General features: G+C 65.2%; 14 protein-coding genes and 2 pseudogenes. 9 read left to right on the plus strand and 7 right to left on the minus strand.

Annotation, left to right across the window (positions count from 1 at the left end; all coding sequences use genetic code 11):
- The first annotated feature begins 214 nt into the window (after positions 1-214).
- The 4 genes from fer to FEJ81_RS00385 all read left to right on the plus strand — a co-directional run bounded on the left by fer (position 215) and on the right by FEJ81_RS00385 (position 3,117).
- Positions 215-604, plus strand: coding sequence for a ferredoxin Fer (gene fer / locus FEJ81_RS00370; RefSeq protein WP_138243398.1), 390 nt, complete (start codon positions 215-217; stop codon positions 602-604).
- A gap of 498 nt (positions 605-1,102) precedes the next feature.
- On the plus strand, positions 1,103-1,498 hold the full coding sequence (locus tag FEJ81_RS00375; protein ID WP_138243399.1) for an ArsR/SmtB family transcription factor: 396 nt from the start codon (positions 1,103-1,105) through the stop codon (positions 1,496-1,498).
- A complete protein-coding gene (arsB, locus tag FEJ81_RS00380) occupies positions 1,491-2,651 on the plus strand; it encodes an ACR3 family arsenite efflux transporter (RefSeq protein ID WP_138243400.1) in 1,161 nt (386 codons plus the stop codon). The genes FEJ81_RS00375 and arsB overlap by 8 nt, the downstream gene beginning before the upstream one ends.
- A gap of 19 nt (positions 2,652-2,670) precedes the next feature.
- On the plus strand, positions 2,671-3,117 hold the full coding sequence (locus FEJ81_RS00385; RefSeq protein WP_138243401.1) for a low molecular weight phosphatase family protein: 447 nt from the start codon (positions 2,671-2,673) through the stop codon (positions 3,115-3,117).
- A 23-nt stretch (positions 3,118-3,140) separates the two neighbouring features.
- Here the strand turns inward: FEJ81_RS00385 and FEJ81_RS00390 are convergent, their stop codons facing one another.
- Positions 3,141-3,647: an HPP family protein gene (locus FEJ81_RS00390; protein ID WP_138243402.1), complete on the minus strand. Its 507-nt coding sequence runs from the start codon at positions 3,645-3,647 to the stop codon at positions 3,141-3,143.
- 266 nt (positions 3,648-3,913) lie between these two features.
- On the opposite strand from FEJ81_RS00390, the gene FEJ81_RS00395 reads away from it, so the two are divergent.
- Positions 3,914-4,945 carry an A24 family peptidase gene (locus FEJ81_RS00395; RefSeq protein WP_138246682.1) on the plus strand — a complete coding sequence of 344 codons (1,032 nt, stop codon included), beginning with the start codon at positions 3,914-3,916 and terminating at the stop codon, positions 4,943-4,945.
- A gap of 403 nt (positions 4,946-5,348) precedes the next feature.
- On the opposite strand, the gene FEJ81_RS00400 is transcribed toward FEJ81_RS00395, so the two are convergent.
- From FEJ81_RS00400 to FEJ81_RS00415, 4 genes and pseudogenes are all read right to left on the minus strand, one after another.
- The gene (locus FEJ81_RS00400) at positions 5,349-5,576 is read right to left on the minus strand and encodes a hypothetical protein (RefSeq protein WP_138243403.1); all 228 of its coding nucleotides are present in this window, start codon (positions 5,574-5,576) and stop codon (positions 5,349-5,351) included.
- Positions 5,577-5,648: 72 nt separating this feature from the next.
- Positions 5,649-5,954, minus strand: coding sequence for a hypothetical protein (locus FEJ81_RS00405; protein WP_138243404.1), 306 nt, complete (start codon positions 5,952-5,954; stop codon positions 5,649-5,651).
- A gap of 95 nt (positions 5,955-6,049) precedes the next feature.
- Complete coding sequence (locus tag FEJ81_RS00410) at positions 6,050-6,469, minus strand: HIT family protein (protein WP_138243405.1); 420 nt, start codon at positions 6,467-6,469, stop codon at positions 6,050-6,052.
- Positions 6,470-6,535: 66 nt separating this feature from the next.
- Positions 6,536-6,781, minus strand: a pseudogene (locus FEJ81_RS00415) (uracil-DNA glycosylase); the annotation flags it as partial.
- Positions 6,782-6,960: 179 nt separating this feature from the next.
- On the opposite strand from FEJ81_RS00415, the pseudogene FEJ81_RS00420 reads away from it, so the two are divergent.
- The 4 genes and pseudogenes from FEJ81_RS00420 (at position 6,961) to FEJ81_RS00435 (ending at position 14,447) form a co-directional block, all read left to right on the plus strand.
- Positions 6,961-8,274 (plus strand): annotated as a pseudogene (locus FEJ81_RS00420) (RNA-guided endonuclease InsQ/TnpB family protein).
- A 149-nt stretch (positions 8,275-8,423) separates the two neighbouring features.
- Positions 8,424-8,654, plus strand: coding sequence for a hypothetical protein (locus FEJ81_RS00425; protein WP_138243406.1), 231 nt, complete (start codon positions 8,424-8,426; stop codon positions 8,652-8,654).
- 109 nt (positions 8,655-8,763) lie between these two features.
- Entirely contained in the window at positions 8,764-11,970 is a 3,207-nt protein-coding gene (gene ileS, locus FEJ81_RS00430; protein WP_138243407.1) for an isoleucine--tRNA ligase, read from the plus strand.
- Positions 11,971-12,359: 389 nt separating this feature from the next.
- Positions 12,360-14,447: a CARDB domain-containing protein gene (locus FEJ81_RS00435; protein WP_138243408.1), complete on the plus strand. Its 2,088-nt coding sequence runs from the start codon at positions 12,360-12,362 to the stop codon at positions 14,445-14,447.
- A 94-nt stretch (positions 14,448-14,541) separates the two neighbouring features.
- On the opposite strand, the gene FEJ81_RS00440 is transcribed toward FEJ81_RS00435, so the two are convergent.
- Together FEJ81_RS00440 and FEJ81_RS00445 are read right to left on the minus strand one after the other, a co-directional pair.
- Positions 14,542-15,081 (minus strand): heme NO-binding domain-containing protein, encoded by a 540-nt coding sequence (locus FEJ81_RS00440; protein WP_138243409.1) that lies wholly within the window; start codon positions 15,079-15,081, stop codon positions 14,542-14,544.
- A gap of 104 nt (positions 15,082-15,185) precedes the next feature.
- The gene (locus FEJ81_RS00445; protein ID WP_138243410.1) at positions 15,186-16,043 is read right to left on the minus strand and encodes a ribose-phosphate diphosphokinase; all 858 of its coding nucleotides are present in this window, start codon (positions 16,041-16,043) and stop codon (positions 15,186-15,188) included.
- Between the last annotated feature and the right edge of the window lie 148 nt (positions 16,044-16,191).

Consider the following 16,191-nt stretch of genomic DNA (forward strand, 5'->3'; position numbering starts at 1 on the left):
GGCCTACAGCCCGACGAGACCGCCGATTTCGGCTTCGGCAACAAACGCGACGCTGCGTCGAACAGGTTCGGACGTTTCTTTTTCCTCTCCCGTTCGATCCCCGTTCTTGTCACGAATCACCGCGTTCTTTCCTTCGAATTGGCCAATTCTGGCTCAAAGACAATTTAGGACTGAACAGCAAGCTATACCAGTGCGGCCCTCGAATCGCCGAGTGATGCCCACGGTAGAATACCTCAACTACGAAGTACTGGACGACCAGGGCTGGGACATGGACGACGACGACCTCTTCGGGCAGGCCGCAGACGCCGGCCTCGACGAGGAGGACTACGGCACGCTCGACGTCGCCGAGGGCGAATACATCCTCGAGGCGGCCGAGGCTCAGGGCTACGATTGGCCGTTCTCGTGTCGCGCCGGTGCCTGTGCGAACTGTGCAGCGATCGTCTTCGAGGGCGAGATCGACATGGACATGCAGCAGATCCTCTCGGACGAGGAGGTCGAGGAGAAGAACGTCCGTCTGACCTGTATCGGATCGGCCGAGACCGACGAGGTCAAGATCGTCTACAACGCAAAGCACCTCGACTACCTGCAGAACCGCGTCATTTAAACTGACACCGGCGCTTCGTGCGCTGTTGCCGGCGATCCCGACTTCGGGATCGCGTTTTCACTCTCGTTACTGACGTGTCCGCGACCGGCGCGTTCTCGAGGCTGACCGCGGTGCCGGTGCTCGGCGACTGTCGAGAACGGCCTCGAGACGTTCCGGACAGCGTTCTCACTGTGCAGACGGTCGCCGTCCGCGATCACGTCCCCGTCTCGTTCCGGCAGGAATCCCTCGACGAAACAGCAATCCGACTCCTCGGTCCGTCGATCGAACGCACCGTAAACGCCGTTCCGTCTCGCTGTTTCCGAACCGGTTCGCTCACGCGTGAGACAAACGCGGGATCGGGTGGTCGATTCGTTCGATATAGAGTTGTGAATTCACTCAATTGACGAGGACCGACTGGTTGCCAGATAGTCCGATAATATTCCACTGGTTACCATTTCAATGGCATAACCCGCTACCGGACCGAAGATATTAATTGAACTACTACTCAACTCGAGGCTGATGGGACAAGCCACGGACCGATTACAACGCTATCTCGAGGATGAACTCGACGCGTGTCGCGAGGAGGACGTCGAACGGCGGCTGGGTGAACTCGAGACGCTCGAGGCGGCGATCGGCGCGGAGCGGGTCGAGACGGAGCTCGACGTGCTCTCGGCGCTGGCAAACGAGACGCGGTACACGCTCGTCCGCGTCCTCGTCGCGGCCGAGGCGGAACTCTGTGTCTGCGAGCTACAGGCGGTCGTCGACGTGACCGAGAGCGGGCTCAGTCACGCGCTCTCGCAACTCGTCGACGCCGGACTCGTCGACGGCCGGAAGGACGGCCGCTGGAAGAAGTACCGGGCGACCAACCGTGCCGTCGCCCTCGTGACCGTCCTCGAAGGGACTGTTCATGAGTAACGCGACCCACGAGCACGGGCCGGACTGCGGCTGCGAGAGCTGCGGTGACCCGAGTTCGATGGACTTTCTGGACAAGTATCTCACCGTGTGGATCTTCGCGGCGATGGCTGTCGGCGTCGGCCTCGGCTCGTTCGTCCCGCCGGTGACCGAGCCGATCCGAGACCTCCACCTCGTGGAGATCGGGCTCGTGGCGATGATGTATCCGCCGTTGGCGAAGGCGGATTACTCGCGGCTCCCGACAGTGTTCAGCAACTGGCGCGTGCTCGGGCTGAGCCTCGTCCAGAACTGGCTGATCGGCCCGACGCTGATGTTCGGGCTCGCGGTGTTCTTCTTCAGCGGGCTCGTCCCCGGCCTGCCGGCCCGCCCCGAGTACTTCCTCGGACTCGTGTTCATCGGGATGGCCCGGTGTATCGCGATGGTGCTCGTCTGGAACGAACTCGCGGAGGGGTCGACCGAGTACGTGACCGGTCTCGTAGCGTTCAACAGTCTCTTCCAGATCGTCACCTACGGGGTGTACGTCTGGTTCTTCGGCCTCTTCCTCCCGCCGCTGCTCGGCATGGAGTCGCTCGTCGCCGGGATCACGACCTTCGACGTCTCGCCCGTGCAGGTCTTCAGAGCCATCGTCGTCTTCCTCGGCATTCCCTTCGCCGGCGGATTGCTCACTCGCTACGTCGGCACCCGAACGAGAGGCGAGGAGTGGTACGACGAGGCGTTCATCCCGACGATCGATCCCCTGACGCTGGTCGCCCTGCTGTTTACCGTCATCGTCATGTTCGCCACGCAGGGCGAGAACATCGTCGCCGCGCCGGGCGACGTCCTGCTGATCGCGGTGCCGCTGACGATCTACTTCGTCGTCATGTTCTTCGTGAGCTTCGGGATGGGTCGCGGTATCGGTGCCGATTACTCGACGACGACCGCGATCGGCTTCACCGCGGCTTCGAACAACTTCGAACTGGCAATCGCCGTCGCCGTGGCGGTGTTCGGCGTCGGTTCCGGTGTCGCCTTCGCGACCGTCGTCGGCCCGCTCATCGAGGTCCCCGTGTTGCTCGCGCTGGTTAACGTCGCGCTGTACTTCCAGCGCCGCTTCGACTGGCGTGGCTTCGACACCGGCAACCTCGAGCCGACGACGGCCGACTCACCGACCGACGACTAACGAGACACGACCCACGATCATGGCAACGGAACCCACCGCAGACGACTCGATTCGTATCGCCTTCATGTGCGTCCAAAATGCAGGCCGCTCCCAGATGGCCACCGCGTTCGCCGAGCGCGAACGCGACCGGCGCGGCCTCGAGGACGGCGTCGAAATCCGCACCGGCGGGACCCGTCCCGCCGACAGCGTCCACGAGGAAGTGATCGAGGTGATGGACGAGGCGGGGTTCGATATCACCGACCGAACGCCGCGGGAGATCTCGCTCGAGGAACTCCGGTCGTGTGCCACCGTCGCGACGATGGGCTGTTCGACGCTCGACGTCGGCGAGGTCGGCGACGACGTCGATATCCGCGACTGGGCGCTCGAGGATCCCGACGGGAGCGACCTCGAGGACGTCCGCGAGACCCGCGACGAGATCGAGCGGCGGGTCGTGGCGCTGTTCGACGAGTTCAGCGATCCCGCGTAACCCGAACGCTCCCGTCGTTCGGTTCAGGTCGGTACGTAATCGCCGAACGAGCGGTCGTGAGTGACGAGTTCGTGGACGCCGACGAGGACGACGACGGCGACGACGATCAGCGCGCCGTCGGCGAGCGAGGGGAGCAGGCCGAGCGCGACGATCAGCGTCGTCGCGCAGGCGGGCGGGTGGACCGTCTCGGTCGCGAGCATCCCGCCCGAAGTGAGGACGACGGCGACCACGCCGCTGGCGACGAAGCGGAGCTGTGCAGTCGCGAGCATCGGCGCGGCCGTGGTCACGCTCACGCCGAGTTCGGGCGCGATAGCGTGATATGCCACCAGTCCGGCCGCGACGCCGATGACGTGACCGCCGATCACGCGTCGAGGCGCGGTCACCTCCCCCTCACGGACCGTCGCGAGCAGGAAAGCGGAGGGGCCGAGACTCGGGAAGATAAACGCCTGCCCGGTCACCCAGGCCAGCAGTCCCGGAACCGCGAGTAAAACGCCGACGTACAGGGTCGAGAACGCCGCACCCTCCCTCATTATCGTCGCTTTGGCGGGACGGCCTGATATGCCGTTCGCTGTCACGATTTCCACCGATTCGGTCGATTAATCGCCCGAAGTCGACCGATCGCCGCCACAACCGGTCGCAGCGTTCACTTTTAGCGGTATCTCCCGTGACACGCCGGTACTCCCGGGAGTCAGCCGCCGTTGAGTCCCTCGAGTCCGAGGCCGACACGGCTCACCCGCCGACGCCGGCGGGTCGGGAGGCCGAAAACGTAACGGTACCGCGCTTCGGAGGAACGGTCGTGACGATCGCTGGTGCCGTCGCGACGGGTCCGGACCTCCTTCGACTCGTCGCCGTTCCCGTCTTCGCGTTGGTCGCCTACCGCGACATCGAGACCCGGCGCGTCTCGAGTACCGTCTGGATCCCCCTCGCGCTCCTCGGAGCCGTCCTCCTCTGCTGGGACGCCCGACTGGCGTGGGCCGCCGGCGGGAACGCGTGGACCTTCGAGTTCCTCATTCCGACGGCGATCAGCCTCGGGTTGGTCGTGCCGATCGCCTACCTGTTCTGGTGGGTCGGCGGCTTCGGCGGGGCCGATGCGAAGGCCCTGCTCGTCCTCGCCGTGCTCTTTCCGACGTTCCCCGAGTACGCGCTGGGATCGCGGACGCTCCCGCTCGCCGGGGCGACGGACATCGGGACGTTCTCGTTTACCATCCTGACGAACGCCGTCCTCGTGGGCGTCGCGCTGCCGGTTGCCCTCGCCGTCCGCAACGCCGCCGCGGGCCGGGTCGCCCCGGTCATGTTCGTCGGCTGGCCGATTTCGTGGGCTCGGATTCCGGAGACCCACGGCCGCCTGCTCTCGACGCCGACGGGGCTCTCTCGAGGGGGTCTCGACCTCGACGCACTGCGGATGTACCTGCGCTGGCGGGGCCTCTCGCTGGCCGATGTCCGCAACGTGCCCGCGCGCTACCGGAATCCGGACACGCTCCCTGCTGAGCCGAACCCGCCGACCGATGGCGCGGTGACCGCGGATGCGCCTCGGAGCGACGGCGGCGAGATTGAGTCGGCTGCCGCCGATGAAACCCCTGCGGCGGAGTCGGAACCGGAATCGCAACCAGCCGACTACGACGACCCGTGGGGAGCCGACGCGTTCCTCGCGGACATCGACGGTTCGGCCTACGGCACGACCCCCGAGACGCTGCGCGAGGGCCTCGAGGTGCTCGCCGAGGAGGAGACGGTCTGGATCTCGCCGGGAACGCCGTTCCTCGTCCCGGTGTTCGCCGGACTGGTAATCGCGCTGGTCTACGGCGACCTGCTGCTGGGAACGTTGTTCTGACAGTCGCTGTACGTGCCTTTTCACGTTCGAGCTATCCGCGGAGCCCGCGGTAAATTTCGGCCAGCGATATCCTATCCCGTCCGATCAACCGAGTGTGGTGGCGCGCGCTGTGCCGTGGTGAGGGTGCGAGGCCGAGCAAAGCGAGGCCTCGAAAAACGAGCGGTGACCGCAGGGAACCGCGAGTAGATACCGAACCACGGCACGACGCTGCGCGAGGTCTTCGCGAATGGAGTGAGCGAAGGCTTGGAAGACTCAGAGAGTCTTCCAGTGGATGAGCGAGCGAACGAAGTGAGCAAGCGAATCGGCTGGGGAGGGCGTGGCGATTCCTTGCCGCCACGATAGCAGGACGCTCGTTTTCGTCCTCAGCGCCCGCTCCGTTCGAGGGTTCCGTTCAACAGAATCGCTACAGCGTCCGCTCGTACAGCGGCACGACGACGGTCCAGAAGAGCACGAAGGCGACGCCGACGCCGATCAGCGCCAGCCACGGGTCGCCCCTGCCGGTCGGCACTCCGCTCGAGAGGAGGACGAACGTCCCGGCGAACAGCAGACAGCAGACGAGGACGCTCCCGACCTCGAGGACTGTGGCGACGGGGTGGGCGCGAAGTTGAGCGACGATGCCGGCGAGGGTCATACCCGAGACTCGTCCGGTGATCGTAAAAACGTCACGGCGGCCTGCGACGGCAGCCAACGGCGGTCGGCGGGGTCAGTCCACGACGTACGACTGGTGGTCGCCGCGGGTCCGCGTGTCGACGAACTGGTGGCGCGTCCCGCCGTCCAGATCGCCCGCGAACGACGGGTTCTCGCCGCCGGTTCCGTACACCTCGTTGGCCCCGCGAAGGTCGTGATCGACGAGCAGTTCGCGGACCGCCCGTGGAACCGACTCGCCCGCCTCGAGGTCGAGGATCTGGTGGCGATCGGTGAAACTCTTCGCGAGGAAGGCGTCGCTGACGGCGTCGTATCCGCGGAGCCTCGTTGCGAGGTCCTCGAGGGTCGCCTCTCGATCGCTCATGTCTCCCCGATCACGACGGCGGCGCAAGGATCTCGCTGCGAACATCTTCGCCGATGTCGGCCGTCGATCGAGTCCAACTCGAGTCTCCGGGCGACTCAGACTCGAGACTCGATGTCGTCGGCGATGTCGTCGAGTTCGTCGTCGGCGAGGCTGGGTCGGTCGCCCGCGACGGCGTGGATGGGGCCGCCGCCGTCGCCCTCGAAGCGCGGGATGATGTGACAGTGGACGTGTGGGACCTCCTGTCCGGCCTCCTCGCCGTTGTTGAACGCGACGGTGGTCGCGTCGGCGTCGACCGATTCCTCGACGGCGGGGACCATGCGATGAATCGTCGCGTAGAGGTCCGTCGCGACGTCGTCGGGCACGTCGTTAAGCTGCTCGTATTCCGATTTCGGGATCACGAGCGTGTGGCCCGGCGCGAGCGGATTCGCGTCCAGAAAGGCGACCGTCTCCTCGTCCTCGTACACGATTCGCGCGGGGATCTCTCCCTCCACGATCTGGCTGAAGATCGTACTCATACTCGAGTGTGCGTCGTCTCGTCGTATGAAAGTTACCCGACGATTCGGAGCGGTTGCGGGGATCAGCTACTCGTGCTCGCCGGGAGCACACAGGTCGTCGAGCGTCTCCCCGATCGCCTCGAGGTATTCTTCCGGCTCGTACCCCAGCCGGCCGATCCAGACGTCCTGATAGGACGGATGCAGGATCGGCACGAGGTGAACGTCGAGCCGTTCACACCACACCGGCTCGAGGACGCTGTCGATAAAGCCCTCGAGTTCTCGATCCTCAGCGGCGAGCACTGTTTTCGTCGCGTGCTTGCCGGTCGCGAGCACACACGGGGATACGTCTGCGACGAGTTATAAAATCAAAGAGAATACCCGCGCCTTCAGGCGCGGGATGAATCCGACAACTCTGACACACTCCACCATCGATAGCAGGCTTGGATATTCCACCGTTCTCAACCAGAAATTTTACTTAAGACGTAACTATAACCAGTTATAGAGCGTTCCAAATGCTGGAAGTCCACCGAACTCACCAAGCGAAAATCCTCAACCACGGTCAGGTAGAGGAGTCGCTTGACAGGCACGGGTGGTCGGCCAGCAAGCTCTGGAACGTCGCTAACTACCACTCCCGCGAAGTATGGGATGAAACGGGCGAAATCCCCGACCACGGAGACCTCAAAGATGAGTTGAAGACTCACAACAAGTACAAAGGACTGCATAGTCAGTCCAGTCAGCGCGTTCTGGAGGAACTCGCTGAAGCCTTCAACTCGTGGTACGGCTCCGACGATGACAGAGACAACCCACCCGGCTACCGCAAGGAAAACTACTACGACACGGAAGGTCGTCGCGTCCACGAAGAACACCCACGTAGCACGGTGACGTGGAAACAGAAAGGCATCCGCCACGACTCGAAAAACAACCGCGTTCGACTCTCAAAAGGCCGCAATCACAAGGAATACCCCCGAGCAAGAGAGTACATTCTCGTTGAGTACGAAACCGCGCCTGGCGTCTCCGTCGAAAAACTGCAACAGGTTCGCGCCGTCTACGACCAATCACAAGAACGGTGGGAATTACACCTCGTCTGCAAAGACGAAGTTGAGACTCCCGACGCGCCCGGCAACGAGACAGCGGGAATCGACCTTGGAATCTGTAACTTCGCCGCGGTTGCGTACAGCACCGAAGAAGCCGACCTGTATCCCGGCAATCGCTTGAAGCAGGACGGCTACTACTTTCCGAAGGAAATTGCCAAGTGTGACGACTCAGGCGGCGAAGAAGCCACGTGACTCCATCACAAATGGTCGGAACGTCGAACCCACTTCTTCCACAGTCTCGCCAAACATATCGTTCAACGGTGTGTTGAAAAACAAGTTGGTCGTATCAACGTCGGGGACTTGGAGGGCGTCCGAGAGGACGAAGACGGTGGCTCGAAGAACTGGGGGCGGCACGGCAATCTTGACCTACATGGGTGGGCGTTCGACCGCTTCACGGACATTCTCGAATACAAGGCGAAAGTGGAGGGCATCGAAGTCGTAGAAGTGTCCGAGCGCGATACGAGTAAAACGTGTTGTGTATGCGGTAGAGAGGACGATACTCAGCGTGTTGAACGCGGCCTGTACGCGTGCGAAGAGTGTGATGCGGCGTTCAACGCAGACGTGAACGGGGCGGAGAACATTCGTCTCAACATCAACAAAAGTAACTCTGAGTCATCACCCGATTTGGGTGAGGATAGGAGTACCGGCTGGTTGGCACAGCCCGGTGTCTACCTTCATGACTTGTCCAGCGGATTCCAACCGCAGGAACAAGTGGTAGACTGCAAACCGTAATATCCCAATCCAGCGGTGCGGTGCCGTGGGATTCCCGCGTCTTCAGGCGCGGGAGGATGTCAAGCGAATCGGTTCGCGCGGCCCGTCGTGCGGTCGCGTCGCACGCGAGGGGACAGGTTTACGTTCGATGGGCGGGTAACAGCGGGCTAATGACATCGATCGGTCCGGAATTACTCGCGGAATCACTCCAACTGCTCCTCTATACCGTCGTCGCCGGTGCGTTGACGGTCGGCGGCGTCCTCGTCGAACAGGCGAGCCTGCAACACTACGGGGCCGGCGAGGCGATGATCGCGCTGTGGCTGGCCGCCCTCGGCGGCGTCATGCTCTATGCCGGCGCGTACGGACTGGGGTACCAGAAGGTCCTCTCACAGTACGTCTGAGCGGGCGCAATCGGCGTTCGAGTTCTCGAGTACGACTTCTGGGCGGTGGCGACGCCGAGCGGTTCGCAATATCGATTCCTCTTTACTCTCGGAGGCGATTGGGTCCGGTATGAGCAGGTTCGACGAGGTCGACGACCAGTACGACCCACATGAACTCGAGCAGCGGGTCTTCGAGTACTGGGACGACGTCGACGCCTACGAGCAGACGGTCGAGCACCGATCGGACGGCGAGTCCTACTTCTTCGTCGACGGCCCGCCGTACACGTCGGGATCGGCGCACATGGGGACCACGTGGAACAAGTCGCTGAAGGACGTCTACCTGCGCTTCCTGCGGATGCAGGGGTACGACGTCACCGATCGGCCGGGCTACGACATGCACGGGCTCCCCATCGAGACCCGCGTCGAGGAGCGACTGGGCTTCGAGAACAAGAAGGACATCGAGGAGTTCGGCGAGGAGAACTTCATTCAGGAGTGTAAGGACTACGCCGAGGAGCAACTCGAGGGCCTGCAGTCGGACTTTCAGGACTTCGGCGTCTGGATGGACTGGGACGACCCCTACAAGACGGTCGAACCCGAGTACATGGAAGCGGCGTGGTGGGGCTTTTCGAAGGCCGCCGACCGCGGCTTAGTCGAGAAGGGCCACCGCTCGATCTCGCAGTGTCCCCGCTGTGAGACCGCCATCGCGAACAACGAGGTCGAGTACGAGGACGTCGAGGACCCCTCGATCTACGTCAAATTCGACCTCGCCGAGCGCGAGGGCAAACTCGTCATCTGGACGACGACCCCGTGGACGGTCCCGGCGAACACCTTCGTCGCCGTCGACGAGGAGGGCGACTACGTCGGCGTCCGCGCGGAGAAAGACGGCGAGGAGGAACTGCTGTACGTCGCCGAGGCCAAACACGAGGAGGTCCTGCGTGAGGGCCGCTACGACGACTACGAGGTCGTCGAGGAGCACACGGGCGAGGACCTGCTCGGCTGGTCCTACGAGCACCCGCTCGCCGAGGAGGTTCCCGACCACGTCGACGCCGAGGGCGCGTTCGAGGTCTACGCGGCCGACTACGTCGACACGGACGGCGACGGCACCGGACTCGTCCACTCCGCGCCCGGCCACGGTGAGGTGGACTTCGAGCGCGGCCGCGAACTCGGCTTCCCGATCTTCTGTCCCGTCGGCGGCGACGGCGTCTACACCGAGGAAGCCGGCAAGTACGAAGGGCAGTTCGTCAAGGACGCCGACCCGGAGATCACGGCCGACCTCGAGGACAACGGCGCGTTGCTCGCGTCGGGGACCGTCCAGCACAGCTACGGTCACTGCTGGCGCTGTGACACGGGTATCCTCCAGATCGTCACCGACCAGTGGTTCATCACGATCACCGACGTCAAGGACGAACTCCTCGAGAACATCGAGGACAGCGAGTGGCACCCCGAGTGGGCCCGCGACAACCGCTTCCGGGACTTCGTCGAGGAGGCCCCCGACTGGAACGTCTCGCGACAGCGCTACTGGGGTATCCCCCTCCCGGTGTGGACCCCCGAAGACCGCGACGACGATGAAGACATGATCGTCGTCGGCGACCGCGAGGAACTCGCCGAGCGCGTCGATCAGGATATCGACCCCGACGCGGTCGACCTCCACAAGGACACCGTCGACGACTTGACGATCACCGAGGACGGGACGACCTACACACGCGTCCAGGACGTGTTCGACGTCTGGCTCGACTCCTCGGTCGCGTCGTGGGGGACGCTCAACTACCCCGCCGACGACAGCGAGTTCGACGAACTCTGGCCCGCCGACTTCATCCTCGAGGCCCACGACCAGACGCGGGGCTGGTTCTGGTCCCAGTTGGGGATGGGCACCGCCGCGCTCGGCGAGAGTCCCTATCAGGAAGTGCTGATGCACGGCCACGCGCTCATGCCCGACGGCCGCGCGATGAGCAAGTCCAAGGACATCCTGATCGATCCCCACGAGGCGATCGACCGCCACGGCCGGGACACCATGCGGCTGTTCCTCCTGTCGAACAACCCGCAGGGCGAGGACATGCGCTTCGACTGGGACGGGATGCAGACGATGGAGAACCACCTCCGGACTCTGTGGAACGTCTTCCGATTCCCGCTGCCGTACATGCGCTTGGACGAGTTCGACCCGCAGGAGACCACCTTGGACGATGTCGACTCGGACCTCGAGCTCATCGACGAGTGGGTGCTCGCCCGCCTCCAGTCGACGAAAGCCGAGATGACCGAGCACTTCGAGGACTTCCGCCAGGACAAGGCGATCGACGCGCTCCTCGAGTTCGTCGTCGAAGACGTCTCGCGGTTCTACGTGCAGGCGGTCCGCGAACGCATGTGGGCCGAGGAGGACAGCGGCTCGAAGCAGGCGGCTTACGCGACGATCTACCGGGTCCTCCGGGAGAGCGTCGCGCTGCTCGCGCCGTACGCACCGTTCATCAGCGAGGAGATCTATGGCACGCTGACCGGCGAGAACGGGTTCGACACCGTCCACATGGAGGACTGGCCCGAAGTCGACGAGTACTGGCAGGACGAACAGCTCGAGGTCGACGTTGCCCTCCTCCGCGCGATCGAGGAGGCCGGCGCGAACGCCCGCCAGCAGGCCGGCCGCAAGCTCCGCTGGCCCGTCCCGCGCGTCGTCGTCGCCGCCGACGACGACCGGGTCGTCGAGGCCGTCGAGCGCCACACCGGGCTGCTCGAGGACCGGCTCAACGCCCGCGAGATCGAACTCGTCTCGCCCGAGGACCGCTGGGGCGAACTGCAGTACAGCGCCGAAGCGGACATGAGCGAACTCGGGCCGGCCTTCGGCGACCGCGCCGGGCAGGTCATGAACGCGCTCAATGAGGCCCGCATCGACGAGCCGAGCCTCGAGGCGATCGAGGACGCCGTCGCGGACGCGCTCGAGGACGGCGAGGAGATCACCGACGAGATGGTTTCCTTCGTCACCCAGACGCCCGACGACGTCGCCGGCACCGCCTTCGGCACCGACGGCGACGACCGCGGCGTGGCCTACGTCGACGCCTCGCTCACCGACGACATCGAGAGCGAAGGCTACGCCCGCGAGGTCATCCGCCGGGTCCAAGAGATGCGCAAGGACCTCGATCTCGACGTGGAGGAGCGGATCGCGCTCGACCTCGAGATCGACGACGACCGCATCGCCGACCTCGTCGCCGACCACGAGGACCTGATCAGCGAGGAAGTCCGCGCCGACGAGCGCCGCGCGGTCGAGGACGGCCATCGCAAGGAGTGGGATGTCGAAGGCGTGACGATGGAAATCGCGATCGAGCCGCTGGCGGCGGCGGAAGCATCTGACTAGTCCGCCGAACGTAGTGAGGCGGCTTTTTGGACCAGATTTTTGCGCGAGAGGTGACGACCGGAGGGAGTCACCCGAGCGGAAAAAGGTGGATGCCGAGATCGCGATCGAGCCGCTGGCAGCGGCGGAAGCATCTGACTAGTCCGCCGAACGTAGTGAGGCGGCTTTTTGGACCAGATTTTTGCGCGAGAGGTGACGACCGGAGGGAGTCACCCGAGCGGAAAAAGGTGGATGCCGAGATCGCGATCGAGCCGCTGGCGGCGGTTGAAGCGTCGGACTGACTCGCCGCGATACTCTCGTTTTTCGTTTGGTCTCGTCTACGCTTGTTTCTTCAAAACGTGACAGTGACGCTGCCATAAACGTCTTGAGCGCTGACTGGCCAGCATTGGCTAGTGAAATCCCGGGTCGCCGTCTTCGCGTTCGTCGTCTTGCTCGCTACCAGTCTACCCGCCGGCGCTGTCACCCTCGAGTCGGGGAGCGCCATCGAACCCTCGGCGACTGCTGATTCCGCGTCGGGGTCCGAACTCGGGTCGAGCCGGTCTCTCGCGTCGGTCGGGACGAGTGTCGGCGCTGACGACGTCTTCCACCGGACGACCGTCCTCCGGCATCGGCCGGACGACCCCGAGACGTTCGGGACGGAGATGACCTTCCGGGTCCCCGATCCCGTCACGGAGTTCGAGATCGAACTCGAGCGGGGCGCGACCGTCGAGTCCGTCGCGGGCTTCGAGCGGACGGGCGAGCGGACCTTCCAGTGGGACGAGGAAACCGCCGAGCCGACGATCCGGTACGCGATGCCGGCGGATCAGCGCGGCGGCGGCGAGCAGCGGGGGACCGACTCGAGCGCGGGGTACACGTTCGTCGACACCGGCGAGTGGGGCGTCGTGGGGGTCCCCGACGTCGCGATCTCGCTGCGTCGGACCGAGCCGGTCGGCATCGAGGAGACGGTGACCGTCGACGGCCTGGGCGCGACCGGCGGCGACATCGCGTTCTTCGGCGAGGTACAGGAGTACGAACGCGACGTCGACGGGGAGACGTTCCGGCTGGCCGTGCCCGAGGTCGTGGATCTCGAGGAGTCGCCGGACGCGATCCTCACGGCCCTCGCGGACGCGAGCGGGCGGCTTGAGGTCGGCATGCGAAGCGACGAGGTGTTTATGGTCGCAGTTCCGAGCGATGTCGACTGGGGCTCGAATCGGGGGATTCAGTACGGCCAGTCGGACGCGTGGGTCGTCGAGGACGCCACGCTCGACGAGCGGAACCCGGTCTGGTTCCACGAGTACGTCCACGTCCGCCAGCGCTTCTCGGCGACGGCGGTCGCCACCGCGCCCGAGGCCGACTGGATCGTCGAGGGGCAGGCCGACTACTACGCGGGCCTGCTCGCCCTCGAGAGCGGGCGCACCGAGTTCGGCGAGTTCAGCACCCTCCTCGAGCGGGGCCAGCGATCGCGCTACACCGACGGGGTTCTCACCGACAGGTCGACGTGGGACGATCCGGAGACCGACTACGCGAAAGGGGCACTCGTCGCCGGCGAGATCGACCGCCGGCTCCGGCTCGCCACCGACGGCGATCGCACGCTCGAGGACGTGTTCCGGACGCTGAACGCACGGGAGGAGACGGTGACCCAGACGGACTTCCTGCGAGCGGTCGAGGACGCCGGCGGGGCGGAGGTCCGCGCCGCCGCGGAGCGGTACACGCAAACCGAGGCGACGCCGGAGATGTGGAACCGAAGCCAGCACGAGGCCGCCTTCGGGCAGTCGGTCGCGGCCTTCGAGTACGAAACCGAGGCCGAATCGCTCACGGTGGCCGGACAGGAGTGGCCCCGCTGGAGCACGTCGGACCTCGGCCGCACCGACGGCGAGGATCGCGCCGTCATCGCGGTCCCGGCGGGCGAGTCCGTGACGATCCCGACGACGGTCGAAAACACCGGCAAACGGGCGGGAACCTACGACGCGACGCTACAGGCCGGCGGACGGGTGGTCGATAGCCGACGGGGGACCCTCGAGCCCGGAGCGACGGCGACCCACGCCCTCTCATGGACGCCGTCCGAGCCGGGCGAGTACACGATTCGGATCGGCTCGGAGCGACTGACCGCCGTCGTCAGGTCGTCCGGGAGCGTGGCCGTTACCGACGTGCAGCACGCGCCCGACGGTATCGACGCCGGCGAGTCGGTGACCGCGACCGCGACGATCGAGGCCGCCGGCGATCGACCGGGGGCGGCCGTCCTCGCGTTCCGGACCGTCGACGGCGTCGTCGCCGAGCGCCCGGTCGCGATTCGGCCCGGCGAGACGACGACGGTCGACGCCGAGATCCGGTTCGACGAGGACGGTCGGTACGAGATCGCGGTCCACGACCGGGTGACGACCATCGATGTCGGCGGCGGCGCGGTCGCGGGCCTCGAGGCGGTCCCCGGCTTCGGCGTCCCGGCGGCGCTGGTCGCCGTCGCGGCGGCGCTGCTGGGTGCACTGGTGGCTCGTCACCGGTGACGGTTGGGGAGGTGCGCGGATTCGTAGCTCTCCCGTCAACCCCGATGAGAAGTCGAATCTGCTGAGAACGGTCTCGGAATCAGACTCCCGCCGATCACTCGAGGTCGACGCGGAACCGGCAGGCGTCGGCACCGTCGTCGACGCAGGCGGTTTTCGTCACGGGCGCGTCCGCGTCGAACGCGGCGACGGTGCCCTCGAGGATGCCGTGGGCGAGCCCGCAGTATCGCTGCTCGCGGTGGGTGTCATACGTGACGATCGCGTGGTCGTCCTCGCGAGTACAGGAGAGGTCCGGGAGTTCGGTGTTATCCGTGGCGGTCTCGATGTTGTCGTAGACGTCCTCGAAGCCGGTGAGCAGTTCGGGAAGCTCCCAGTCGCGCCGGATGTGGGCGCTGAACGTCGAGAGCAGTTCGGGGGCGAGCGTCTTGCCGAAGTCGCGCTCGATTGCCTGTCTGTCTTGGGTGGCCATCGTCGAGAGCGTCTCGAGGATGGCATCGACCTCCTCGTCGTCGTAGTTCGAGACGGGGAGATATAGCTGCGGCTCGAGGCCGGACTGCTCGACGATCGTGTCCCAGGTGCCGTCGTCGGTCCGCTCGACGACGTATTCCTTGAGGGTCTTGTGGACGATTCCGTGCATCTGGCTGCTGTGGTCCGTTGTCCGCGGCTTCTCGTGTGGCCGAGCCGGTCTCGTGCCACGCGCTAACAACTAAGCCAGTGTATGGATACTACTTAATCGTTTAGTTACAGGTGTGCCGCGAGCGTCGGTGCGACCGAGACGGTCTCGACGCCGCGCTCGATGGTATCGGTGCCGTAGATCGCCTCGACGCCGGCCCGCGAGAGCTTCGTGACGGCGTCGCGGGCGAGCAGCGGGTGGACACAGGTGACGAAGACGCGACCGACGTCCCGATCGCGGAGGACGGCGACGGCCTCGCTCATCGTCGACCCCGTCGCGATGATGTCGTCGACGACGACGACGTCGCGGCCGGCCACGTCGACGTCGCTCGGCGAGATTTCGACCTCGGTGCCGGAGTGGCGGGTCTTCTCGAAGTAGTCGGTCTCGCCCGCACCGTAGGTGTCTCGGACCGTCTCGGCGAGTTCGATGGCTCCCGCATCGGGCGAGAGAAAGACGGGGTCAGCAAGGGTTTCAGGCAGGGGCTCGGCCAGTCTCCCGGCCGCATCGACGGCGGTCGCCGTCGGCTCGAAGAAGTCACAGACGCCCTCTTCGTGAGGATTGACCGTCAGCACACGGTCCGCGCCGGTCGAAATCGCGCGGGCGACCGCACGCGCGGAGACGGGATGGCCCGGCTCGAAGGCGTCGTCCTGTCGCCCGTAGCCCATGTACGGCAGGACGGTGACAATCTCCTCGACACCAGCCTCGCGGACGGCGTCCTGTAGCTGAAGCACCTCGAGGTGGGCGTCGCTCGAGACGGTCGAGGCGACGATCACCGCTCGGTCCGGCTCGGCCTCGGCGACGCCGGGGACGGCCGCGAGCAGTTCGCCGTCGGGAAAGCGGTCGTACTCGACGGCGGCGAGCGGTTCCTCGAGGTCGCGTGCGAGCGCCGCGGCGAGAGCCTGCGACGCCGATCCGCTGACGATCATAGTCGGTTCGACAGCGCGGGGGCTAAACCAGTTTTCGTTCTCGGACCGAGAGCAGTGGCTCGTCCGTCGGTTTCGTCTCCCGCGAAAATCTCCTCGTAGCTTCACCTTGTGACCAGAAGTACTTAAACGACTACTCGACGCGACTCGA

The sequence above is a fragment of the Natrinema versiforme genome (genome assembly GCF_005576615.1).
Classification (GTDB): Archaea; Halobacteriota; Halobacteria; order Halobacteriales; family Natrialbaceae; genus Natrinema; species Natrinema versiforme_A.